23 protein-coding genes and 1 pseudogene are annotated in these 22,142 nt (G+C 67.1%); 11 read left to right on the forward strand and 13 right to left on the reverse strand.

Annotation, left to right across the window (positions count from 1 at the left end):
• Positions 1-347 precede the first annotated feature (347 nt).
• Genes ACWPXK_RS20710 through ACWPXK_RS20720 form a run of 3 tightly spaced genes read right to left on the reverse strand, consistent with a single transcriptional unit; the run spans position 348 to position 1,468 of the window.
• Positions 348-662 (reverse strand): hypothetical protein, encoded by a 315-nt coding sequence (locus ACWPXK_RS20710; RefSeq protein ID WP_454197804.1) that lies wholly within the window; start codon positions 660-662, stop codon positions 348-350.
• Positions 652-987 (reverse strand): hypothetical protein, encoded by a 336-nt coding sequence (locus tag ACWPXK_RS20715; protein WP_454197805.1) that lies wholly within the window; start codon positions 985-987, stop codon positions 652-654. Before ACWPXK_RS20715 ends, ACWPXK_RS20710 begins: the two co-directional genes overlap by 11 nt.
• On the reverse strand, positions 980-1,468 hold the full coding sequence (locus ACWPXK_RS20720) for a DNA-directed RNA polymerase subunit beta (protein WP_454197806.1): 489 nt from the start codon (positions 1,466-1,468) through the stop codon (positions 980-982). Before ACWPXK_RS20720 ends, ACWPXK_RS20715 begins: the two co-directional genes overlap by 8 nt.
• 189 nt (positions 1,469-1,657) lie before the next feature.
• Between ACWPXK_RS20720 and ACWPXK_RS20725 the strand changes: the two genes are divergently transcribed.
• The 3 genes from ACWPXK_RS20725 to ACWPXK_RS20735 all read left to right on the forward strand — a co-directional run bounded on the left by ACWPXK_RS20725 (position 1,658) and on the right by ACWPXK_RS20735 (position 4,955).
• On the forward strand, positions 1,658-3,013 hold the full coding sequence (locus tag ACWPXK_RS20725; RefSeq protein WP_454197807.1) for a helix-turn-helix domain-containing protein: 1,356 nt from the start codon (positions 1,658-1,660) through the stop codon (positions 3,011-3,013).
• Positions 3,010-3,582, forward strand: a complete 573-nt coding sequence (locus ACWPXK_RS20730) for a GNAT family N-acetyltransferase (protein ID WP_454197808.1) — start codon at positions 3,010-3,012, stop codon at positions 3,580-3,582. Before ACWPXK_RS20725 ends, ACWPXK_RS20730 begins: the two co-directional genes overlap by 4 nt.
• Before the next feature lie 350 nt (positions 3,583-3,932).
• On the forward strand, positions 3,933-4,955 hold the full coding sequence (locus tag ACWPXK_RS20735) for an alpha/beta hydrolase (protein WP_454197809.1): 1,023 nt from the start codon (positions 3,933-3,935) through the stop codon (positions 4,953-4,955).
• A gap of 27 nt (positions 4,956-4,982) precedes the next feature.
• On the opposite strand, the gene ACWPXK_RS20740 is transcribed toward ACWPXK_RS20735, so the two are convergent.
• Both ACWPXK_RS20740 and ACWPXK_RS20745 read right to left on the reverse strand, forming a co-directional pair.
• A complete protein-coding gene (locus ACWPXK_RS20740) occupies positions 4,983-5,396 on the reverse strand; it encodes a DUF5994 family protein (RefSeq protein ID WP_454197989.1) in 414 nt (137 codons plus the stop codon).
• A gap of 59 nt (positions 5,397-5,455) precedes the next feature.
• Entirely contained in the window at positions 5,456-5,920 is a 465-nt protein-coding gene (locus tag ACWPXK_RS20745) for a DUF5994 family protein (RefSeq protein ID WP_454197810.1), read from the reverse strand.
• A gap of 385 nt (positions 5,921-6,305) precedes the next feature.
• On the opposite strand from ACWPXK_RS20745, the gene ACWPXK_RS20750 reads away from it, so the two are divergent.
• Positions 6,306-7,013, forward strand: coding sequence for a TetR/AcrR family transcriptional regulator C-terminal domain-containing protein (locus tag ACWPXK_RS20750; RefSeq protein WP_454197811.1), 708 nt, complete (start codon positions 6,306-6,308; stop codon positions 7,011-7,013).
• Positions 7,014-7,085: 72 nt separating this feature from the next.
• Here the strand turns inward: ACWPXK_RS20750 and ACWPXK_RS20755 are convergent, their stop codons facing one another.
• Positions 7,086-7,742: a TetR/AcrR family transcriptional regulator C-terminal domain-containing protein gene (locus ACWPXK_RS20755; protein WP_454197990.1), complete on the reverse strand. Its 657-nt coding sequence runs from the start codon at positions 7,740-7,742 to the stop codon at positions 7,086-7,088.
• 276 nt (positions 7,743-8,018) lie between these two features.
• On the opposite strand from ACWPXK_RS20755, the gene ACWPXK_RS20760 reads away from it, so the two are divergent.
• Entirely contained in the window at positions 8,019-8,192 is a 174-nt protein-coding gene (locus ACWPXK_RS20760; protein ID WP_454197812.1) for a hypothetical protein, read from the forward strand.
• A gap of 155 nt (positions 8,193-8,347) precedes the next feature.
• On the opposite strand, the gene ACWPXK_RS20765 is transcribed toward ACWPXK_RS20760, so the two are convergent.
• Positions 8,348-12,322: an nSTAND1 domain-containing NTPase gene (locus tag ACWPXK_RS20765; protein WP_454197813.1), complete on the reverse strand. Its 3,975-nt coding sequence runs from the start codon at positions 12,320-12,322 to the stop codon at positions 8,348-8,350.
• Positions 12,323-12,503: 181 nt separating this feature from the next.
• Between ACWPXK_RS20765 and ACWPXK_RS20770 the strand changes: the two genes are divergently transcribed.
• Entirely contained in the window at positions 12,504-12,890 is a 387-nt protein-coding gene (locus ACWPXK_RS20770) for a hemophore-related protein (RefSeq protein WP_454197814.1), read from the forward strand.
• A gap of 187 nt (positions 12,891-13,077) precedes the next feature.
• Here the strand turns inward: ACWPXK_RS20770 and ACWPXK_RS20775 are convergent, their stop codons facing one another.
• The 4 genes from ACWPXK_RS20775 to ACWPXK_RS20790 form a co-directional block, all read right to left on the reverse strand.
• Positions 13,078-13,833, reverse strand: a complete 756-nt coding sequence (locus tag ACWPXK_RS20775) for a MerR family transcriptional regulator (RefSeq protein ID WP_454197815.1) — start codon at positions 13,831-13,833, stop codon at positions 13,078-13,080.
• Between the two features lie 201 nt (positions 13,834-14,034).
• Positions 14,035-14,475 (reverse strand): DUF4231 domain-containing protein, encoded by a 441-nt coding sequence (locus ACWPXK_RS20780; RefSeq protein ID WP_454197816.1) that lies wholly within the window; start codon positions 14,473-14,475, stop codon positions 14,035-14,037.
• A gap of 24 nt (positions 14,476-14,499) precedes the next feature.
• Positions 14,500-15,426 carry a PfkB family carbohydrate kinase gene (locus ACWPXK_RS20785; RefSeq protein ID WP_454197817.1) on the reverse strand — a complete coding sequence of 309 codons (927 nt, stop codon included), beginning with the start codon at positions 15,424-15,426 and terminating at the stop codon, positions 14,500-14,502.
• A complete protein-coding gene (locus ACWPXK_RS20790; protein WP_454197818.1) occupies positions 15,402-16,670 on the reverse strand; it encodes a TIR domain-containing protein in 1,269 nt (422 codons plus the stop codon). The genes ACWPXK_RS20785 and ACWPXK_RS20790 overlap by 25 nt, the downstream gene beginning before the upstream one ends.
• Before the next feature lie 217 nt (positions 16,671-16,887).
• Between ACWPXK_RS20790 and ACWPXK_RS20795 the strand changes: the two genes are divergently transcribed.
• The 3 genes from ACWPXK_RS20795 (at position 16,888) to ACWPXK_RS20805 (ending at position 17,876) form a co-directional block, all read left to right on the forward strand.
• Entirely contained in the window at positions 16,888-17,037 is a 150-nt protein-coding gene (locus tag ACWPXK_RS20795) for a hypothetical protein (RefSeq protein WP_454197997.1), read from the forward strand.
• 90 nt (positions 17,038-17,127) lie between these two features.
• Complete coding sequence (locus tag ACWPXK_RS20800; protein WP_454197998.1) at positions 17,128-17,529, forward strand: hypothetical protein; 402 nt, start codon at positions 17,128-17,130, stop codon at positions 17,527-17,529.
• 65 nt (positions 17,530-17,594) lie between these two features.
• Positions 17,595-17,876 carry a hypothetical protein gene (locus ACWPXK_RS20805; RefSeq protein ID WP_454197999.1) on the forward strand — a complete coding sequence of 94 codons (282 nt, stop codon included), beginning with the start codon at positions 17,595-17,597 and terminating at the stop codon, positions 17,874-17,876.
• A gap of 9 nt (positions 17,877-17,885) precedes the next feature.
• On the opposite strand, the pseudogene ACWPXK_RS20810 reads toward ACWPXK_RS20805, so the two are convergent.
• A pseudogene (locus tag ACWPXK_RS20810) lies at positions 17,886-18,701 on the reverse strand (Hsp70 family protein); the annotation flags it as partial.
• A 109-nt stretch (positions 18,702-18,810) separates the two neighbouring features.
• Here ACWPXK_RS20810 and ACWPXK_RS20815 point away from each other — a divergent pair.
• On the forward strand, positions 18,811-19,500 hold the full coding sequence (locus tag ACWPXK_RS20815; protein ID WP_454197819.1) for a hypothetical protein: 690 nt from the start codon (positions 18,811-18,813) through the stop codon (positions 19,498-19,500).
• Between the two features lie 107 nt (positions 19,501-19,607).
• Positions 19,608-21,167, forward strand: a complete 1,560-nt coding sequence (locus ACWPXK_RS20820) for a phytoene desaturase family protein (RefSeq protein ID WP_454197820.1) — start codon at positions 19,608-19,610, stop codon at positions 21,165-21,167.
• Here ACWPXK_RS20820 and ACWPXK_RS20825 read toward each other — a convergent pair.
• Positions 21,155-22,141 carry a zinc-binding dehydrogenase gene (locus ACWPXK_RS20825; RefSeq protein WP_454197821.1) on the reverse strand — a complete coding sequence of 329 codons (987 nt, stop codon included), beginning with the start codon at positions 22,139-22,141 and terminating at the stop codon, positions 21,155-21,157. The two genes, ACWPXK_RS20820 and ACWPXK_RS20825, sit on opposite strands and share 13 nt — an antisense overlap.
• Between the last annotated feature and the right edge of the window lies 1 nt (position 22,142).

The raw sequence follows: 22,142 nt of genomic DNA on the forward strand, positions 1-22,142 counted from the left end.
GGTGCACGTCGGGTTCGTCCGGGAGTGGTGAAGTCATCACATGCCCCGGTCCTGGAAGCATCGGTGTTCGTCGCGAGAGAGGATTCCTGCCGAGGAGTGGTGCGGTTCGGCTGTGTAGGGTTGCATGTGAGGGCCTTCCGTGAAGGTTCACCGTGGCGTGAATGCTGCTGTGGTGCAATGAATTCGGAGAGCGGGGAAAGGCTGGCGGGCGGGTTCGGTTGGGCAGACCGAAGCGGAGCCCCGTCCGCGCAGCCTTCCCCCTTTGGGTGCCCCGGCACGTGCGTGCTCCCTCTGGTGCAAAGGGGGGACCAGCGGGCGCGTATCCACGCCGGGGCGGTCTAGGTGGTTCAGGTGCGGTGGATGTGCTGGCCGACGATCGCGGGGATCAACAGGTCCAGAAAGGTGATGTCGTCGGTGTCGGGGATGTTCTCGATGATCGGGTCGAGCAGCGGTGCCGCGTACAGGCGGCCGGTGTGGGGTGCGGCGGCGGTGCGGGCGCTGCTGATCAGTTCATAGATCACCATCGCCATCACACGAACGCGGGTGGTGTCGCTCATCCCGTCCCGCGCGGCATCCGCGGTGGCGGCTACCAGGGTGCCGATCACGTCGGTGAGGACGTCCAGCTCGGCGGAGGCGCGCTCGGCGTCCTGGTCAGCGGTCACCGACCGGCCTGCGGCGGCTGCGCCGGTGGTGGGCAGGCTGGGGAGTGAGTTCGGCGTATCGGGTGCGGTCGAACACGATGCGGATACCGATCCACGGGCATTTCTGGCCTCCGAGTGCGATGTCCATCGGGGAGTCGTGGTCGGCCATGCGGCCGTTGACGACCTTGACCATCTGCCCGAAACAGTTCATGGAGGGGCACTTCACCGACAACACCTCTCCGGTGTCGTGGTTGAAGGTGAACAGGCCGCATTGCTCGACGGTGATCCACGGTGCACATGCCGGGCCGCACCCGTACGGCACGGGGGCCGTGGTGGTTTCAGGCATACGCCCTCACCACCCGCCGCTGCCGCGCCCGCTGAGCGACGCATCCCCGGATCGCCTCGACCACAACCCGCCCCGGCGGCCGGTAAGCGTCGCGGGGTGGTTGTACCCATGCCCGGAACAGGCCGGGGCGCTGTCCGGGGCCGGGCAGAGCGATGTCTCCGGCGCGGAGAATCGAGACGTTCAGCCGCGACATTTCCGCGAACAACCGAATGTCGTCCGGCAGGTCCGGCCCGGTCAAGAATGTCCAGTGCCGCGAGCGCGGATGCGTCAGTACCGGCCCGGCCTGCTGGCCACGACGGTGCATCCATGCTTTGACGTCCGCGCCGATGAACGCGGGCATCATCAACCCGCACACCCGACCCACGCGCAGCGTGATTCGACCCAGATGCGGCGGATCGACCTCGGCGGGCAGGTCACACACCGTCCGGTAGAAGTGACACACCGACAATGGTGTGTGCCCAGGCTGTTTCGATGAATCCACAAACGACTCCCTGCTCGATGCACTGGTGTGCACCCGCCGCCGGGGAGCCGATGAGGGGCACCGCATCAACCCGGCGGCGGGGCTACCTCCAGCCTGGTCATGCTCGGTATGTATTCCCAGGCACCGAATGCGTACGGAGGCTGTACTCTTCCCGTACGGACCGTCGCAGGCGCGGGCAAGGGGTGGCCAATGTTCGTTATCGACAAATGGACGCGAACCGAGGTTCGAGCTTTGCGCGTTGCCGCTCTACGGATTACGCAGGAGGAGTTTGCCGAGACGCTCGGGTTCAACGTCGAGACGATCCAGAAATGGGAACGGAAGACAAGGGCCGATCGCCCGGTCGTACGCAAGTCGGCAGCGGCGCTCGACGAGCAACTTCGGCGGCTCGACGCCAGTCAGCTCGAACGGTTCCGGTCGGCACTCGCGAATGCACCCGCACTCCAGGACAGGCATTCTGTACGCAGCGGCACTGTGATCTCGGGTGCAGACGAGTCGCCGCGGATAGGAGATCTTGGGACTGTTGCGTGGGAAGTCGAGGACGACGTGAAACGGCGTGAGTTCGGCAAGCTGGCCACGGCCGGAGCGGTTGCGATCTTTCTCCCTGAAGGCCGCGGCCGGATCGGCAAGAGCGACGTCCAACGGCTCTTGGCTGGTGTCGACGCACTCGATCAGGAGGATCAGCGCACAGGCGGAGCCCAATTGGTTGATGTTGCCGTCGAAAAGCTGGCGCACGCCATAGACTGGCTCGAAACCGGTGCATTCGACCCGGCTACTGGGAACGCATTCACCAGGGCGACCGGAGAACTTGCGGTGCTCGCTGGGTGGCTCGCCTACGACGCGGATCGGCACCCGCTCGCGCGCCGATGCTTCGCTGACGCCATGGCGCTCGCCACCGAGGCCAACGACAGTGACCTGATCGCACACACTTGCTTGTATGCGGCGCTTCAATCCTGCTCTCTTACACGTGCCGACCTCGGCGGAAGCCCCTATAAGGCGCTGCAACTGTCCAATCGGGCCCGCGACCTGATGCGTGGTCGGCCACCAGGTCGAATCCATGCGTTGATCGCCGTTCGTGAGGCGCAGGCGTACGGTTTGCTCGGTGACCGAGCGGCATTCGGCCGGGCCATTGCGACAGCATGGCGTGAGTTGGACCAAGCCATGCAATTCGAGCCGCTGGAGGAAGTTCCGCAATGGCTGCGATTCGTGACATATTCGGAAATCGCCGACCACGAGGCCCGCGGCTACGCTGACCTGGGTGACTTGCGTCGATCTGTCGAGTTGTATGCGACTGCCGTGGACCGACCCGCAGGAGTGCGTAACGCCACGATCGTGCGCGCATGGTCGGCTGCAACCAGGGCTCGCCTCGGCGACATCAGTGGCGCACTCGAGCATGGGTTCCCGGCGTTGGTGGACCTGTCCGCCATGGCGTCGACACGCATACTGCGTCGCCTCGAGCCGGTTCGGACAGCGGTCGATCAACTGCCCGCCGGTGTGGATTTCCGCGACCTGTACGACTCCCTGGCTCAGAAAGCGATAACCGCATGACCGGTTTGCCGGACGGCCTGGAATTCGAGCACTGCACTGCTGCCGAAGCACGTTCTCGACGCCAAATGGTCGAGGATATCTACCGCCGTTCATATGTCGATGCCATCGCCTCCGGAGACCCGTTCGACTCGCCCTCGGAATTCATGCGCCGGTTCGATTCCTACACCGAGCCCCGTAACAGCGGATTCGCGTATGTGCTTGCGCGAGTTAACGGTAAGCCCGCAGGCCAGATCTGGGGCTGGCCGCTACCCCCGAACGCGCGATGGTGGACCGGATTGCATCTCGACAGCGGCGACCTCGAGGAGTTCACTGCCGAGGGCGGCACACGCACGTTCGGGCTCAGCGAGATCATGGTGTGCGCCGAGTATGCCGGCCAGGGCATCGCACACGCTCTGCATGACGAATTGCTCAGCTCCAGAACCGAGCAGCGTGCGACACTCCTCGTCGAAGCGGACAACGACCGCGCCTACGAGCGCTATCGGCGATGGGGCTGGAAGAAGGTCGGATGGCGGCGCCCATCCTGGCCCGACGCCCCACATTTCGATGTGCTGATCCGCGAGTTGCGCTGACCGAAGAACCCAACGTCTCGTTCGTTGGGGACACCCGACCCCGTTCGGCGACCCGGTTCGGCGACCCGGCCGAGCGGGGTCTTCGGCGTTTGCCGGCCGGGACGTTGTCGCTGGAGCGCGATCGTGCTTGTGCGGCGCTCGCCGGTCCAGCCACGGAGGGGACGCACATAGTTAATATTTGGCTAATTCGCCTCGGCTGATTGTGGTGGCTGCGTATCGTAACCGGAACAAGGCTTTGGCGCCGGTGATCCCGGGGGTGGTTATAGTGGCGCAAGCTACTGGCAAGTACCTGGCAAATGCGCGGAGTTGCTTCTCGGCAGATCAGCCGTGACACCGAAAAGGAGCCCTATATGCCTCAGCTTCCGAACCCTCCCGAACCGGTCCTGGAGCCGGAGGCCCGGCGACTTGCCGAGGCTACCTCGGCGCACCCGCGTATCTACGAGGTTCCGCCCTCGCAGGGACGTGACATTCTCGCCGATCTACAGTCCGGAGAAGGTGTCCACAAACCTCCGATCGATGCGGAGTGGGTGTCGGTTCCGGGTGGTCCGACGGGATCGGTGCGCACCCGCATCGTCCGGCCCAAGGGCCTGCGTGGCCGCCTGCCGGTGATCCTTTACATCCACGGCGCCGGGTGGGTTTTCGGTGACGAGAACACGCACGACCGGCTGGTCCGCGAACTGGCCGACGGCGCCCAGGCTGCGGTGGTGTTCCCCGTGTTCGACCGGTCGCCGGAGGCCAAGTATCCGACCGCGATCGAACAGAACTGGGCCGTCGGAACCTGGGTCGTCGAACACGGCGCCGAACACGACCTGGATGGTTTGCGGATGGCGGTCTGCGGTGACTCCGTCGGCGGCAACATGTCGGCGGTGTTCGCGTTGATGGCCAAGGACCGCGGCGTGGTGAACCTGTCGGCGCAGGTGCTGCTGTACCCGGTGACGAACGCGGATTTCGACACCGCCTCCTACCTGCAGTTCGCCGACGGCTACTACCTGACTCGCGAAGGCATGCAATGGTTCTGGGATCAGTACACCACCCACCCGCAGGAGCGTAAGGAGATCTACGCCGCGCCGCTTCTGGCGAGCCCGGACCGGTTGCGCGGCCTACCGACCACGCTCGTGATCACCGGCGAGGCCGACGTGCTGCGGGACGAGGGCGAGGCATACGCGGCCAAGCTGCGCGAAGCCGGGGTCGAGGTGACCGCGGTACGGGTGCTGGGCATGGTGCACGACTTCCTGATGCTCGACAGCCTGCGTGAATGCCACGCCACCAAAGTCGCTCGCACGCTCGCCGTAGAGGCGCTCGCCGAGGCGCTGCACGGCGCCAATGCCCGGGCTACGATCCCGCACTGGTTCCACACCCCGGCGCACGTCTGAGTTGGCAGCATGGCCGGGGTCGCCGACTCAGGACTTCCCTGCCGCACGCCGCATCTGGTCCTCCGCTTGATCGGGTGGGGTGCCGGCGGGGATGACGAGGAGACACACATGGGTGTCGTTCGTGCCGATCAGGTGCATGGTGCCGGGTGGTTGGCCGGCGTCGGGTCCGTGTACTTCGACGCCGTCCTGGTTGTCGATGCGGCGTTGGCCGAGACTGACCGCGTTCCAGTCGAAGCTGACGCGAGCGGTGGGGCCGAGGCGTGGGGTGAGGGCGCTGATCAGGTCGTGCAGTTCGGCGGTGAGGTTGTTCGTCCATGGCCACCAAGCGCCGTCGACGCGCTCGGAGTGGGTGCCGGGTTCACGTAGCAGGAGGCGTGGGGTGCGGGTCGGTGTTCCGAAGGGTTGCCGGTTGGGTTCGGGCGGGCCGGTACTACGGCTCATGTCGTGGTGGTTGGTGATCGGGCGTTGTCGAACGATTCGGGGCATGTCTGTTCCTCTGCTCATCGGGGTGTGCGAGTTGCCGATTCGGGGGTGACGGCGGCCATCAGGGCCGTGTGCGCGGTGTCGTAGGCGGTCGACGATGGGATCACGCGGAGCACGATCAGGTCGCTGTCGCGGCCGAAGACGTACAACGTGTTCCACAGTTCGAAGGGGTAGGGGTCGAGGCGGACTGTGTGACCTTTGACGGTCGTCTGCCGGGGCGTGTCCGACCAGCACGCGGGGTCGTAGACGACTCGCCAGATGGGGCCGAGTCGTACGGTCAGGACGGCGAGGAGATCTGGCAGTTCGGTGGTGAGTTCGCGGGATCGGGGCCACCACGCGCCGTCGATGTATCCGCCGCGTTGGGTTTTCGGCTTCAACCTCAAGCGGGGTGTGAAGTCGGGCGGAACGCGATGCCGGGCGTACTGCGGGCGCATCTGTTCGGGCGCCATGGTGGTGCTGTCGTTTCGGCGGTGGAATCGCATTTCGAGTCCTCTCGGGGCGCTGTTCGCGAATGGTCGCGCCATGGCGTGGGTAGCCGCCGGCGCCGCGCGTATGACCATGCGGCGGCGGTCAGGGTGGCGTCGCCCGCGACCAAGTGGCCATTGGTGCCCGCGAGCATGAGCACCGAACCGACGGCGACGATGACTGCGGGCATCATGATCCGCAGGTCGCCGATGCGAAATCCGATCATGAGACGCCTCAGCGGAGGGTCATGAGCCGATACCTGATTTCGGTCCGGATCGGCGACGTGCATACCGGGTAGTCGCCCTGTATGTCCAGTACACGCCGTTTCCCTCACGTTGTCAACGTTGTAGGTCTACACTCGTAACTTCATCGGAGATTCCGAGGACGATGGAGGCATCCGAGATGGCCGAAGTTCCGAACCGGCGGCCGGACCGCGCCAATACCGGCCGGGGCAGCGGTCCGGTCACCAGGGCGGCCGTGCTGGCCGCGGCGCTCGAGATCATCGATCGCGATGGGGTCGACGGGTTGTCGATGCGGCGGCTGGCCGAGGCGGTGGGCCGGGACCCGATGGTGATCTACCGCCATGTGCCGAACAAGGCGGCTGTGCTCGATGGTGTGGCCGAGATCGTGTTCCAACAGCTGTCGGTCGATATCGCCGCCCCGGACTGGGCGGCGCAGTTGCGGGTGGTCGCCCGCGATTTCCGCCGGCTGGCTCTGGCTCATCCGCGGGTGGTGCCGCTGCTGGTCACCCGGCCGCTGGCCACACCGTTGGGGTTGCGCCCCTCTGCGGTGGTCCGTCCGCTGGAAGACATCCTCCAATTGCTCACTCGCGCCGGGTTTTCCGGTGCCGACGCGCTGCACATCTACCGTGCGGTGTTCGGATTCCTTTACGGGCACGTTCTGAACGAGTTGCAGGAGATCGTGGAGCGTCCCGAGGAGACCGACGACGTGCTGCGGCTCGGGCTGCACCGCCTGCCGATAGGGCAGTTCCCGTTGTTGCGTGAACTCGCACCGGTCCTGGCCGCCTACGACGGCGCAGCCGAACTCGAACGCGGTCTCGACATCCTGCTCACCGGTCTCACCGCCACGCTGCCCGACCCCGGGCGATGACGTGTCGCTCGGTCTGCGTCGACGGCCCCGCCTTCGAAATCCCAACATTGCTGTGCGGCAATCCTTTCGGCGTCATGGTCGACGCTCCCATTTCGGCCGCGCGGCGGCCGGGATCAAGGTCTCGGTGAGACCGGTGATCAGGATGTCCAGGCCCCGTTCGAGCTCGGCTCCGCCGTCGTAAGCGGCCAGATCCGAGGCGAGACCGCGAAGTAAGGGAAATTCGCCGACCGGCAGGCGATGCAGGCCGAGACGCAGCAGGTCGGTGGTCTCTTCCGGGCGTTCGACGATTTCCTGGAGTTCGTCGAGGACGTGGCCATAGAGGAATCCGAACAGCGCGCGGTAGATGTGCAGGGCGTCGGTCCTGCTGAATTCGGCTCGGGTGAGTAGCTCCAGGGTCCGTTCCAGCGGCCGCAGCATCCCGAGTGGCCGCAGTCCGAGCGGGGTGGACAGCGGGTGAGTGACCAGCAGGGGAACCACGTTCGGGTGGGCTACGGCCAGCCGGCGGAAGTCGCGGGCGACGATGCGCAGTTGACGGCGCCAGTCGGGGTCGGTGGGGTCGACAGTCAGTTGCTCGAGCACGATCTCGGCGACACCGTCGAGGAGTGCGGCTTTGTTGGCCGCGTGCCGGTACAGCACCATCGGGTCGCGGCCGAGCGCCTGGCCGAGGCGCCGCATCGACAGGTGCTCGACACTATCGCGATCGATGATCTCGAGCGCGGCCGCCAGCATCGCGGACCGGGTCAGTGGGGTGTTCGTGGTGTTCCCGCGGTCGGCGCGACCTGCTGAGACGTCGGTGGAAACGATGGGTTCGGCCTTGATTCGGCTCATCGGATCAGCGCCTCCTCTCGGTCGGACGCTGTCATTGTTACCGTTGTAAGTCTACGCTGTAGACAGACGGCGTATCTAGACCCTAAGCTGGGTGCGACCGGTTCGCGCATTTTGCTGGTAGGCCGATGCGAAGGAGTTCGTGGCCGAACTGCGCAACCGGGAGATTGGAACGTTCCGATGACGATCAAGAACAAGATCGCGCGCCGGGCCCGGTCAGGGCGGGTGAGGTTGCGGACGCTGCTTGCCAAACCCGACGAAGACAGCCGCCGCCGGACGGACATCGGCGGCAGGCGTCCCGACGGCCCCATCGAACGAGTCGTGGACAAACTGAGGCAGGCCTTCAAACACTGACCCGGTGTCGGCGCATTCCCTCGGCGCGGACTGCGCACCGCGCTGAGCCTCGCACGCCGGTTTCCTTCCTCGCGAGGCTCGGACTCCTGGTGCACTGGTGCGGAGCGGCCGACTTCACGCGCTCATGGTGCTGAGGCGGGTTACAAGTTGTGCCCTCACCGGCTCGGGCAGATGGTGCGGTAGGGCAGGTCGGGCGCGAGGATGGCCCATTCTTCGGTGCTGAGTTCGCGGCCCGCTGTTCGGCAAGCCACGGTGACGGGGTCGGCGACGATTTCGGTGATGGAGCCTATGTCCCACAGGACCGGGGTGTCGCCGGTGCTGACGGCGAGGGTGTGGCGGTCGGGGCTGAACGCGATCGTGCGCACGGACTCCGGGTTTCCGGCGAGGGTGGTGAGCTGGCGGGGGCGTGTGGGGTCGCTGACGTCCCAGAGAATCGCGGTCTTGTCGTAGCCGCCGGTGGCGATGATCCGTCCGTCCGGGCTGTAGCTGATCGCGTAGACCGAGCTGGCCTGACCGTGCATGGTCGCCAGGAGTCGGGGGCGGGAGCGGTCCGTCAGATCCCAGAGTGTCGCCTTGCGGCCATCTTCCGCCATGGCCAGGATGCGGCCGTCGGGGCTGAAGGTCGCGAAATAGAACGAGTTCGTGTCCTGGATCTCGCCTATCGGACGCGGCTGGGTGGGGCCGGTGATATCCCAGACCACGGCGGTCTGGTCCGCACTCGTGGTGACCACGGCGCGCCCGTCCGGAGTGAAGGGCACAGCCGACACCAGATAGCGGTGGTTTCCGACGGTAGCCCTCCGCACCGGTTGGGCAGGCTGGGTGATATCCCACAGGCCCATGGAGCCGTCCTCGTTGCCCAGCGCGACCAAGCGGCCGGTGGGGCTGACGGACGCGGCGGTGATCGTGCCGCGGTGTTCGGGCAGCACCGACAGCCGGTTCGGCCGGGTGGGATCGGTGACATCCCAGAGCGCGGCAATGCCGTCCAGGCTGCCGGTGAGGAGCGTGCGCCCCTTCGGCCCGAAGGCGTAGGGGAACATCCCGGTGAGCGTCGCCAGTCGCCTGCGCCCGGCCACGTCCCAGAGGATCGTGGTGTTGTCGTCGCCACCGGTGGCGAGGATCTGACCGGTCGGGTCGAACGCGCTCCCGAAGATGCTCTTGCTGTGCCCGGCCAGGTCGGCCGATCTGATCGGCGCCGCGTCACCGACCACGTTCCACAGCACGGAGCTGTGGTCCGCGCTGCCCGTGGCCGCTCGGCGGCCTTCCCGGTCGAAAGCGACCGAGAACACCGGTTCAGCATGGCCGCCAAGGGTTTTCAGCAGTGCAGGGCGTTGTGGATCGGTGACCCGCCACAGGATGGCGGTGTGGTCCTCGCTGCCGGTGATCACGGTCTGCCCGTCGGGGCTGAAGGCCGCCGCGCGCACCGTGCCGGTGTGCCCCGTCAGGGTGCTGAGGCGCGTCGGGTGTGCCGGGTCGGTGATGTCCCAGAGCAGCGCCGTGCGGTCTGCACCCCCGGTGATCAGCAGGTCACCGCCGCGGGCGGTGGCCATCGTCCAGATCGAATTGCCGTGGTCGGTCATCGTGGCCAGCGGCCGGGGTGCGGCCGGGTCGGCGATGTCCCACAGCCGGACCGCGCCGTCGTCGCTGCCGGTGATCGCGGTGCGCCCGCCGTTGCCCAGTGCCACCGCCCGTACCGGGCCGGTGCGGCCGGGCCCGCCGACCAGCGTGGAACGCAGCTTCGGACGGGCCGGGTCGGTCACGTCCCACACCGTGGCCTTGTTCCGGTCGCTCGCGTTGTCCCAGCTGGCCACAAGCAGTGTGCGGTTGTCCGTGCTCAATGCCAGCGACGAGGTCCAATTCAGCGCACCGGCCAGCGTGGCGAGCACGCGCGGACGCGCCGGTGTCGTCATGTCCCACAAGGTCACCAGGCCGGTGGTGCCCGCGGTCGCCATCATGCGGCCGTCGGAGCTGAAGACGATCGCCCAGACCTCGCCCTCGATCTCGGTCGGCATGGCCAGTCGCGCCGGGTGCGCCGGATCGGCGACATCCCAGATCACCAGTGGCGCATCACCTCCGCCGGTGACCGCGATCGGTCCGCTCGGGCTTAATGCCACGGCGGATACCGGGATACGCTGCCCCTCCAGCGTGCCCGCGTAGTGGTTGCCGAGCAGGGTTGTCAGCAAGCCCGCACGGGCCTCGGGGCTCGGGTGCACGGCCATCGCGGCGATACCGAGCCGCAGTGCGGTGCCCGCCTGGGTGTCGCGAGTCGCCGCGGCCTGCGACAGCAGGCTGTGGCCACCCGCGACCACGCGCTGCCGCTCGGCATCGCGCCACTGGCTCAATGCCACCGCGGCGGCGGCGACGCTCGCCAGGGTCAAGGCCGACAGGACTGTGAATGCGATTATGAAACGCCGAGTGCGCCTGCGCTTTTCCGACTTCACCCGATCCTGGGTCGCGGTCAGGAATTGCCCGGCGTCCACGGACAGCACCACCGCCCGTGGATCGCCGAGGGCGAACTCGGCCGCGGTCAACTGGTCGCTGGTCCACAGCAATCGCGGCTGCTTCTGGCCGCTGACCCACTCCCGCGCGGCGAGTTCTACCCGCCTGGCGGTGTGCAGCGCCTGCAACGACGTGGTGACCATCGCCGCCAGCGGTGGCCACGCGGTGAACAGCGCCTCGTGCACGAGCTCGGCCCACCGCGTGCCGCCGTCTCCCGCGGTGGTCAGCAATTTGGCCTCGACGAATACGTCGAGCGCGCGGCGCAGCTGCGGATCGATCGCGTCCAGATCGACTCTGGCACGCACCACGCGCGGCTCCTCCTCCAAGAGCTCGGCACGGACCAGTCGCACCAAGCCGACGAGGACTTGCTCCTCGGTCAGCCCGCTGACGTTGCGTGCTTCGACGAGTGCGTTGTCGGCGTAGTGCACCAGCGCCTTTTGCACCCCGCCGATCTCAGGATCCAGATAGGACTCCAGAGTCAGGGTGTCGCCGGGAGTGCGCCCGTCGGCGAGGCGCTCCAAAGTGAATGCGAGCAGCGGCAGTGCTTCGCCGCTGCCGGTGTCCTCGACCAGTTTGCGCACCAGCGCGTCTTCCAGCTTCAGGCCCGCGGCCTTGGCCGGTTCGGTGATCACGACCCGCAGCATGTCCCGAGTCAGCGGCCGCAGCGGGAACACACCGGGCTCCACCTCGATCAGCGCGATCAACTGGTCCTGGAACTCCGAGCGGGCGGCCAGCACTACGCTGACCGGCCCACTCAGCGCCGCTCGCACCAAGGCGGCCAATCGATCTCGCTCGGCTTCGTCCGCGCGCAGCAGTTCCTCGCCCTGATCGATGATCAGCAGCAGCCGCTCCTTGGAACCGAGCAACCGCCGCGCCACCGCGGTGAGCCCGTCCTCGCCGCTCAGCAACGCCGCGATCTCGGCCTCGGTCAGCGACGCGCCGACCTCCTGCGCCGTGTCGGCCAGCGCGGTCACCGCCGCTGCGATCGGGTGGGTTCCGGGAGTGAACGGCTCGGCCACCAGCCAGCTCGGATCGGCGGCCAGCACGGCCGCCACCCCGGCGCGCACGAAAGAAGACTTCCCGCAACCGGATTGCCCGCTGACCAGCAGCAGCCGATCGCTGGGACGATCGCCCAACGACCGCAATCGTCCGGCGGCCTCCAACGACTCCTCCGACCGGCCACGGAACATCGGCGCGGCCTCCCGCTGGAAGGCATGCAGTCCGGGGTAGGGCGGCAGATCGACCGCCGCGGTCGACGGGTCCAGCGCGACGGCGATCGCCCGCAGCCACCGCCCATCGCCGTCGAAGTCGATCCGGTGGTATCGGTCCAATTTCGGGGCCTTCACCCCGGCCTCGCACCGCAGCGGAAGCAGCCGCCTGCCGGAGGCCTTGGCGAGGACGAGTTCGTACGCACACCACTTCGACTCGAGATAGGCGGAGGTGACTACGCACAGCATCGCGTCGGCCCGATGCATTTCTCGGTAGATCCGCTGCTCCCAGTCCTCCCCGAAGACCATGCCGTGGTCGGGGGAGCGATCGAAGAACACCTCGTATCCCGCGGCGGACAGCCGGTTGTACACCATCTCGGAAATAGCGGAGTCCGGTCCGGCGTGACTGAGGAAAATTCGTTCCATGACTACCGCCTCGCAGCGACGACAGGTGTCACCGAGATGGTCGGCGGTGCGGCGCTTACCGTTACGTCATAATTGGCCGAATTTGACTGTGCGGCCGAGCTTTCCAGAAAAATTCGCGTACCGCGCGGTGTGTTCTGGGAATTCGTTGACGGGTTGCCGTGACGGGACTCTAATGAAAACCATGAAGCTGTTCCGGAGCCGGTCGGCCTTCGTTCCGCTCCTCTCGACCGGATTCGCCATCATCGCCCTCGTTCTCGGCACGGCCACCGCGTCGGCCGACCCGATGCAACGCGCCGAGCCGCTGCTGACCGCGAACTGCACCTTCGCCCAGGCCGATGCCGCACTGCACGTCGAGTCACCCCAACTGGCCGCAGCACTCGATTCGTATCCCACGTTCAAGGCCGATCTGCGGCGCAAATTCGATCAGCCGGTGGAGCAGCGGCGTGCCGCCCTGCGGCAGATGATCGAGCAGAACCCCGAGCTGGCGCGTGAGCTCGACGAATCGCCGCGCTGGGCGCACCTGCGCAACGCCGTGTTGGCTGTGGCGGTCACCTGCGCGAACTACTGACCGAGGCGGGCATTATCCGGCGTCCAGGCTGCATTTCGTCGGATTGGTGTGCCTGCCGAACGCATTCTCATGCCCGAATTCACGGCACGGCGCCCGGTGTGCGGGAATCCTTCCCGCGCACCAGGCGCTCGCGTATCCTCAGTTGCTCCCGCGTCTCCAAGCGGTACGCCAGCGTCTGCCGAACCCGTTATCGGCGTGCGGCGTTCGCGGCCGTGATGAACTCGATCTGGGCGGGTGACGGTCCGCAGAACTCGCTCTCGATCCGGTCGGCCTCGCCGGCCTGCATCTGGTACAGGCTGTCGCGCAGGCCCGTGTCACCACCGTGGAACCCTTCCAATAGCTTCATCCACTGCGCCGCCAAGTGCTGCGCCTCGGGTGAGGCCGGGTCCATTCCCACTGCGATCGCCGCGTCGACCTTTGGGATGAGCTCACCCCATTCCGCTTCGGCTTGCCGGATGTGCTGTTCACCGAGCTCCTCCCGACGCCGCGCGAGCTGCGTCAATTGCTCTCCGGTGAAATACTCCTTGAAGGTGTCGTCGACCATGACGGTCCTCCTGATCAATTCCAGGAAGCGATCCGCGGATGCGTCCGGCCTGCTCTCCGCCGTAGCGGCCAGTGCCGCGACCAAGGCATGAAGTTCCTGGGTCGCGGCCAGTTGCGCGGCCAGAAAGTCGCGATGAGCAGACAGCACCTGCGTCATCGCCACAGTGCCCTCGAGCAGGTCCGTGATCTGGTCCAGTCCCAGGCCCAGTTGACGCAGGGCCAGCACCTGGTACAGACGCTCGACATCGCCGGCGGTGTAGAGCCGGTGTCCGGTGCTGGTCCGCTCCGCAGGATGTACCAACCCGATACGGTCGTAGTGATGCAGCGTCCGCACCGTCAGCCCGGCCTCGCCCGCGAGTTCACCAACCTTCCATACGCGCTCGGTTCCGTGCTGGTCCATCCGTTTCATCCCACTTCCACCGACGCACCTTGCGCCGGTGTCGCCGACGGTAGAACCTGACCTTACGTCAGGTGCAAGCCGAAACACGTCTGTCGAATCCAGCAGTCACGCTGTGTCGACACATTCTCACCAATGGCTACGAGGACACAGAACCTAGCCGTGCACTGGTCAAGACAAGACCCAGCCCGCGATACGGCGAGGTCAGCCGAGTTCGCGCGGCTGATGCGCTGAGCCCCATTGCGCATTCGACTGTGCGACAACGCTGTCCAGCCGTTCGGCGAGCACCTGCCGCGCGTCGGCGCCGTCGTAGGGGACGAGTGCGGCGAGATAGCGGACCTTCTCCTGTTTCAGCGCCTCCGTGGTGGCGCGATAGGTGAGCCAGTTGGCATGCCATTGGAACAGCTGTTGGGCGCCCTCGGCCACGACGACGATCGCCGACAGCGTGGCCGTGATCACCGCGGGCGCCGACAGGGCCGCGACGACGGGCACCGCCCCGCCGACGACGATCTGGCCGAGCTTCACCCGCTTGTAGGCGCGTTGCATGGACGCGCTCTTCTTGCTGTACCAGTTCAGTTGATCGACGAACCGTACCCACACCGGGTCGGTGTCGTCGGGTTGTCGCGCGATGGATGTTTCCGGCAACGTGCCCCTGCCCGCCTACGATGGTCAGCGCTGTACAGCCAGGAATTGCTTCAAGGCCACATGGTCCGGAATACCGGCGTTCCCGAACGTCGCGCACTTCTGAGCCGCCGCCCAGGACGCGATGTCCAGCGCCGCGTCCACCGGTGCGCCCGCTGCGATCGCCCAGGCCAGCGCCCCGTGGAACGTGTCGCCCGCACCGCAGCTGTCTTCCACCGTGACCTCGAACGCTCGATAGCGGTGCGTACCGGTCGCGTCGAGGTAGACCCCACCCCGCTTGCCTTGCGTCGCCACGAGGACTTTCGGCTCGAAGTCGGCGAAGGCCCGCGCCATGGCGCTATCCAGCGGCTCGCCCGGGTGCCTGCGGGTGAAGAACTTCTCCGGAGCGGCGATGTAGTCGACGCCGTGCAGGAATTCCTCGCTCGACTCCTTGTACCCGCCGGTGTCGATCACGATCGGAACACCCAGCTTTCGACACGACTCGATGGCCGCCTTGCTCAGTGCGGGGTCGGTGCAGTCGAGCAGCGCGGCGTCCGCCCCGGTGAACGCCTCCGCCAAGGTGCCGAGCATCGCCAGGTCGGCCCGCGGTTGGGGCGTCCAGATCGTGGTCCGGGTTCCGCGATCGGCCGCGATGATCACCGCGGAGTGCTGGCTCTCCTCGGCGCGCTCGAAGAGGACGAGCTCGAGCGGTTCGCTCGTCAACTCGCGTCGCAGCACCTCCGCGTGAATGCCGGTGCCGCACATCGCATAGAGGCCGACGCCGCCTCCGCCCAGTCGTGCCGCGGTGATGGACCCTCGACCGGCCGGTCCGCCTATCACGACCGTGTGCCTGCGGACCGGATTCTCGCTGTCCTCGGCCGGGTGGGTGTCCAGAACGTAGAGGTAGTCGATCGTGGCCATGCCGACGACCGCCACCTTCGGCATATCCTTCAGGCGAATCTGCTGACGATCCATGCGCTGCCTGCCTCCGCTGACTCCGGAAAGTGGATGTTGTCGAGTTCTGCCGCTTCGGCGATGGGGCGAGTGGTGACGACGACCGCCCTGGGGTTGCGGCGCAACAGGGTGGCCGGTACTCCGGCCGTCTCGGGGAAGTGCGTCATCTGGTGGATGATCCGGGCCTTGGTCTTGTCGAAGGCCAGCACCATGAGGCCGGAACATTCCAGCGCCGAGGCCAACCCGATGGTCAGCACCGAGCGTGACGGCTGATGCGGATCGATGTACCGGCGGCCGTGTTCGCTCAGTTCCACGATCCGGCAGCCGTCGCTGACGATCTCGTCCGGATCGGTATACGCGCCGACCTCGTATCCCAGCACCTCACCCGCCGGTGATATCGAAATCCCATGCACCGCCGGTGGGTACAGGCGAAGAATGCGCTGTGTTCGCAGCAGTGGATCCTCGCGCTCGGAGATCTGGCCGGTCAGCAGATGCAACTGATCGGAGGTGGGGCCGAGCCCGCGTTCGGTCAACGGTTCGATCAACGTCTCGACCACATGCCTGGTGCGGGAGGTGTGGTGACCAGGGTGGACACCGAAAGTCTCGGTGTCCGAGAGGATATGCGCCTCACCGAACGGTGCGGGCGCGTAGCGATGTGCGATCCGCAGCATCCCACGGAAGACCTGCGTCGCCGCGCGTCCCGTCGGAAGGACCACGCTCCGGTCGGAGGCGTCGCGAGCGATCCGGAAGTAGACGTGCGCCGCCGCCTCCGCCGCGACGCGTTCGTTCTCGAAGACGGCGACGCCTGCGGGCCACCCGGAGACCGGTACGGGTTCGGCGGGGCGCGGCGTCGCGTCGGTATCCAGTGCGCGACCGCTGAGGCCGGGTCGTCGCAGGTCTTTGACGAGCGAGTCCAGAGTGGTATCGCGCCGGTCCAGCCAGTCCACCCACTGTGTCGGTGACAGGTAATAGCCGAGCCGTTCCGGCTGAACCTGCTCCAGCCGGACCCAGTAGATCGGGATCTTCGCCTTGTCCGCGAGATGGACCTCCCGCTTGACGTGGACGCTCGAATCCGCCGAGGCGCAGAACAGCAGGACCAGTGCCTTGGAATTCTTGATCGCACGCGAGATCGCCTCGTCCCAGTCCGACCCCGGTGGTACGTCGCGCGGCGCCCACCACGTCGAAATGTCATGGCGGGCAAAGTATGTGGCGATATGTTCGACGACGGGCCGCTTGCTGCTGTGATAGCTGATGAAGACGGCCACACCCCTCCTCCCCTCGAGTCAGTCGATATCCGTATCGTATCGACTCCGGCGCGTGTGTAAGTAGTTTCACGGCGGATGTCCCGGACCGTAGCGGCGGCCGGCCCCGCGGGGAAGTGGAGTTGGCGCCGAGCCCTCTAGGTCTAGGCCAGGGACGCCTGTCGCTCGTGCTCGTTAAGACCCGGCGCGGGACCCGGAACGTCCCGCGGAGTCGCTTCCCGTGTTCGTGCCGGAATCGCTGCCCGTACTTCCGCCCGATTGTCTCGACGCGTTCGTTCCGGAATGGCTTCCTGCGTTTCCGCCCGAGCGGCTCGATGCACTCGCGCCGATGCTTGCGTTGGAGTCGCTTCCCGTGCTGGCTCCGGTCTGACTCGATGCCCCGGTGTGGGAGTCACTTCCTGTGCGGCTCGATGTTCCTGCGGCGGCTCCTGTACTTCCGCCGGACCGGTTCGATGTACTCGTGGCGGAGCGACTCTCCGGCCCTCCACTCGCAGCGCTCGCCGTACTCATGGATCCACCCATCGCGGACACCCCCGACCGACCAGACGCGTTCGCCGTGGAAGCGATCGGTGTACCCGCGCTCACAGTTCCGAGGTCGAACACGGTCGGCGCCTCCGAGGGCCGAAGACTCCCGACCGTCGGTATGGGGAGTTCGGCGGGCAATTCGGCGGTTTCGCCCGTTCCCGGTCGCGATCCACCGGATCCCGAGGTGTCCAGCCGGACCGGCATCTGCGGCGTGTCGGAGGTGGACGATTCCACGATGTTCGCGCCCGGCGTCGGTATGGAATGCGACGGTACGAGCGGCGCGTCCGGACGTCCGGAGGATGTGGCAACCATGGCGTGGAGCGCCGAATTACGGTAGCCGACAAAGTAATCGGTGATAAGCCAGCGCGCGGTATGCGGCCGGGTCGAGCCAGGACGGTCCGCATGCTCACCGTCCTGCCCGGCACTGTCGGGAACGAAGGGACCGAGCGGGGCAACCTCGCGCACATCCAGCGCTTGGACCTGCGGGCCGCTCGATTCGGCAGGATTCACGCCATGCATCGCGACTACACCCGCCGCAGCAAGGACGGCAGCGGCTCCGGCCAGCGCCGCGACGCCTTTCGCTGGATGACCGGTCCGTGGTGGCGGGACCAAGAGTTCGGCGCCGCCGACGCCGCGTGCGGCGAGCGCCGCCGTACCGGTGGCGATGCAGTGCGCGGGATCTGACGCCGTGACGACCGGACAGTCGAGTTCGTCCGCGAGCACCCGGGCTACCTCGGCGGGCCGGGCCGCGCCGCCCACCAGTAGGACTCGATCGATATCCGCGAGTGTGCGCCCCGCGGACCGGATGCATTCGTGCAGCAGCGGCATCGATGATCGGACGAATTCGGCTCGTAGCCCCGCCACCGCCGCATCCGGTAGGTCACCGGGAAGGCCGGGTGATGTCGTGCCGGCAGCGAGATCGTGGGCGTAGTGGGCCAGCAGCGCGCTGAACGCCCGTCCGCCGAACGCCGACGAGCGCACCGGGCGGCCGACGATCCGGGCACCCTCATCGGGATCGATCCGCAGCAACGTGATGTCGAGACCACCGCCGCCGAGGTCGTAGACCAGTATCACGACGGATTTGTCTGGCTCCCATTGCATTTGGAGCCAAGTCGCAGCGGCAACCGGTTCGGATGTCAACGCGATTCGCGCCAACCCTTCGGCATCGAGCGCCGCCCGCAACGCGGTCAATTCCTCGACGGAATATATTGCCGGACAGGCCAATATCGCATCGGCGTCCGAATCCACCGCGTCGATCAAATATCTCGCCATCGCGGCGACGATTTCGGCATCGGACAGGATAGGGTGACGGGCAACCGGTTCCGCACCGGCGTCAGCAGCGGAATTCTGGATCGCGGCCATGAACGGCAAACCACCGTTGACTCCGAGCGGAGCGACCGGCGTACGGCATATCCGTATCCCTTTCTCGACTCCTTCGGATACGACGGCCGCCACCGAGTTCACCGTGCCGACACTCAAACCAACACCACATGACATACCCATTCCCATCGTGTTCAGGTCGTGCCGTCCCTCATCCGGCACGACCTTTACCCGACCCGAGAGGGTAGTTTAGCCTGTCCTAACTCATTTGTTCGCACGATATCGTTCGGAGGAATCCGTGACCGGAATCCCGCTCGTCGACACTCCCGGCCCGGCGGTCGCTCCCGTTATCGTGGTGCTGCCGGGTCCGCGGGCCGACACCGTGCGATGGGGCGAGCACCATACCGGCGCCCGGCTGACGCGCGGTAGCACGCGGTGGCCGGTGGCGGAGCCGGAGAAACCGCTGAGCCTGCACGATTCGTGGTGGATCGTGGCCGCTGCCGGCGTGCTCGCGGCGTCGGTGCTGGCGGCGGCCGTCTGGATCTCCGTCCACCTGGTCGTCCATCCGGTCCTGCACACCGCCGGGCTGTTCGTGCACCTGGCGGCACTGGTGGTCGGCTTCGGCGGTGTGCTGATGGCGGACTACCTGGCGCTGCGCTGGCTGGCCGGCCGCAGCACCTTCACGGAAGCGCTGCACGGCGCCAACCGGCTGCACGCGCCGATCTGGGCCGGACTGGTGGGCCTGATCGCCAGCGGCTGCGTTCTGGAGCCGAACCTCGCATCGATACTGACCCGGACCAAACTGGTCTTGGTCCTCGTTCTCACGCTCAATGGACTCCAGGCCTTGATGCTCAGCAAGCGACTCGACCAGCACTGGTCGGCCGCGCTGCCCCCGCGCGTGCTGATCTGGGCGGCGGCTACCGGAGTGATCTCCCAAATTTGCTGGTGGGGAGCCGTTCTCATCGGCTTCTGGAACGCCGAGCAGTGACGGCGGGGTGCCCGCTGTGAACCTTGGTCCAACCGCATCCGGCGGCGTCCGTGCCCTTGTCGGCGGGGATGCTGTCGTCCGGACGCGATCCGTGCTATCGAGGACGGATGACGCCGACACGCTCCTCCTACGATGTGGTGATCGTCGGCGGCGGCCACAACGGTTTGGTGGCGGCCGCGTACCTGGCGCGCGCCGGGCGATCGGTGCTCGTGCTCGAGCGGCAGCGGCACACGGGCGGCGCCGCGGTGTCGGAGCGGGTGTTCGCGGGCGTCGACGCGCGGTTGTCGCGGTACTCGTACCTGGTGAGCCTGCTGCCGCGGTCGATCGTGGACGAGTTGGGATTGCGATTCGCCACGCGCCGGCGCCAGATCTCGTCCTATACGCCGGTCGGTGACGGTGGACTGCTGGTGTCCGCGGAGCAGGCGCGGACCGAGGCGAGTTTCGCGCGGCTCACCGGGGCGGATCGGGAATTCCGCGCCTGGCAACGGTTCTACGGCGCCACCGGGCAGCTGGCGCGGCGGGTGTTCCCGACGCTGACGCAGCCGCTGCCCACCAAGGACGAGCTGCGGCATCTGGTGGATGACGCGGCCACGTGGGAAGCGCTGTTCGAACGGCCGTTGGGCGAGACCATCGAGTCGACCTTCGACGATGACACCGTGCGCGGCGTGGTGCTCACCGACGCGCTGATCGGCACGTTCACCCATGCGCACGATCCCGCGCTGCGGCAGAACCGCTGCTTCCTCTACCACGTGATCGGCGGGGGCACCGGCGACTGGGACGTGCCGGTCGGCGGCATGGGCGCACTCACCGACGCACTGGCCGAGGCCGCGCGCACGGCGGGCGCCGAGATCGTCACCGGCTGCGAGGCAACCGGCATCGAAACCGACGGTAGCACAGCCCAAGTCGGTTATCCGGACGGAAAGGTCGGCGCGCGCTACGTTCTTGTGAACGCCGCGCCGTACCTACTCGCCGAGTTGCTCGGCGAGCCGTTGCCGCCGAAACCCGAAGGCGCGCAACTGAAGGTGAACATGCTGCTGCGCCGGTTGCCGCGCTTGCGCGACACCGAGGTGGATCCGCGCGAGGCGTTCGCCGGAACTTTCCACATCGGCGAGTCATATGCCCAACTCGATCGAGCTTATGGCGAGGCGGCGATAGGTCGTATCCCCTCCGCCCCGCCCGCCGAAATCTACTGCCACACCTTGACCGACCCGACGATCCTGGCGTCCGATCTCGCTGTGCGGGGCGTGCACACCCTCACGTTGTTCGGTCTGCACGCCCGGGCGAAACTCTTCGCCGCCGATCCCGAGGGCGCGAAGGCGGAGCTGTTGAAAGCGACACTGGCGCAACTGGATTCGGTGCTCGCCGAACCGATCGCGGACTGCCTGGCGACGGACGCGAACGGCGCGCCGTGCCTGGAGGCGAAGACCCCGCCCGAACTCGAGCGCGAGGTCGGTCTCCCCGGCGGGCACATCTTCCACCGCGATCTGGCCTTCCCTTACCTCCCCGAGGATGCCGATCCGGCCGATCCCGCCGCCCGGTGGGGCGTGTCGACCGGCCATCGCAACGTGTTCCTGTGTGGTGCGGGTGCGATCCGGGGTGGCGGGGTCAGCGGCATCCCCGGGCACAACGCCGCGATGGCCGTGCTCGACATCGCTCAGGCGGACTGAGCTTTCAACGCGATCTTCGCGTTGCGCCCCGGCGTCTCGGTGGCGACCGCGGCCTCGGCGGCGGAATCCAGTGGATAGGCCGCCTCGATGGCCAGCTTCAGCACACCGCGGGCGGCGAGGTCGATCAGCTCGCCGATCAGCCGCCTGCGCTGCTCGCCGCCGATCTCCTCGATCCGCTTGGAGCCCCAGAAGCCTTTGACCACAGCCTGTTTGAAGATGAGACCGCCGGGATCGAGCGACAGCGGCTGGCCCGACAGCGCGCCGAAGGAGATCAGCTCGCCGCCCGGCGCGAGCAGCGCCAGTTCGTCGGCCGCGGCGCGACCGCCCACCTGATCGACCGCCCGCGCGATCGGCGCGCCCGAGGTTACGGTTTCCACTCGGTCGCGCCAGCCCTCGCTCTCGGTGTCGAGCACCGGCTCGAAACCGAGTTCGCGCAGCGCCGCGACCGAGGCGGGCCCGCGCACGAGGTTCAGCACGTGCAGCCCGCGCTGCCGGGCGAAGATATTGACCTGCCTGCCGACCGCGCCGTTGGCGGCGTTGATCACCAGCCACTCGCCGGAGTTCAGACCGAGGTCCTCCACCAGCATCAGCGCGCTCAACGGCATGGCGAGCAGCTGTGCCGCGGTCTCGTCGGACACCGAGTCCGGTACCGGAATCACCTGCCGGGCCGGGACCACGAAGTACTCGGCCCACACGTTCTGCGCACCGGAGACCGTGACACGCTGGCCCACCGACAGTCCGGTGACGTCAGGTCCTACCGCGTCGACACGGGCGACCGCCTCGGTGCCCGGGATGGCGGGCAACTCGGGCCGGTAGCCGTACACGCCGCGCACGATGGCCAGGTCGTGGTTGTGGATCGGCGACAGGATCAGCGCGAGCCGCACCTCGCCCTGGCCCGGCTCCGGGGCCGGCCGTTCGGCGGTGGTGAGCACGTCCTTCGGTTCGCCGAATGCTTCGATGACAACGGCACGCATA

The organism is Nocardia sp. Marseille-Q1738, from assembly GCF_965283145.1.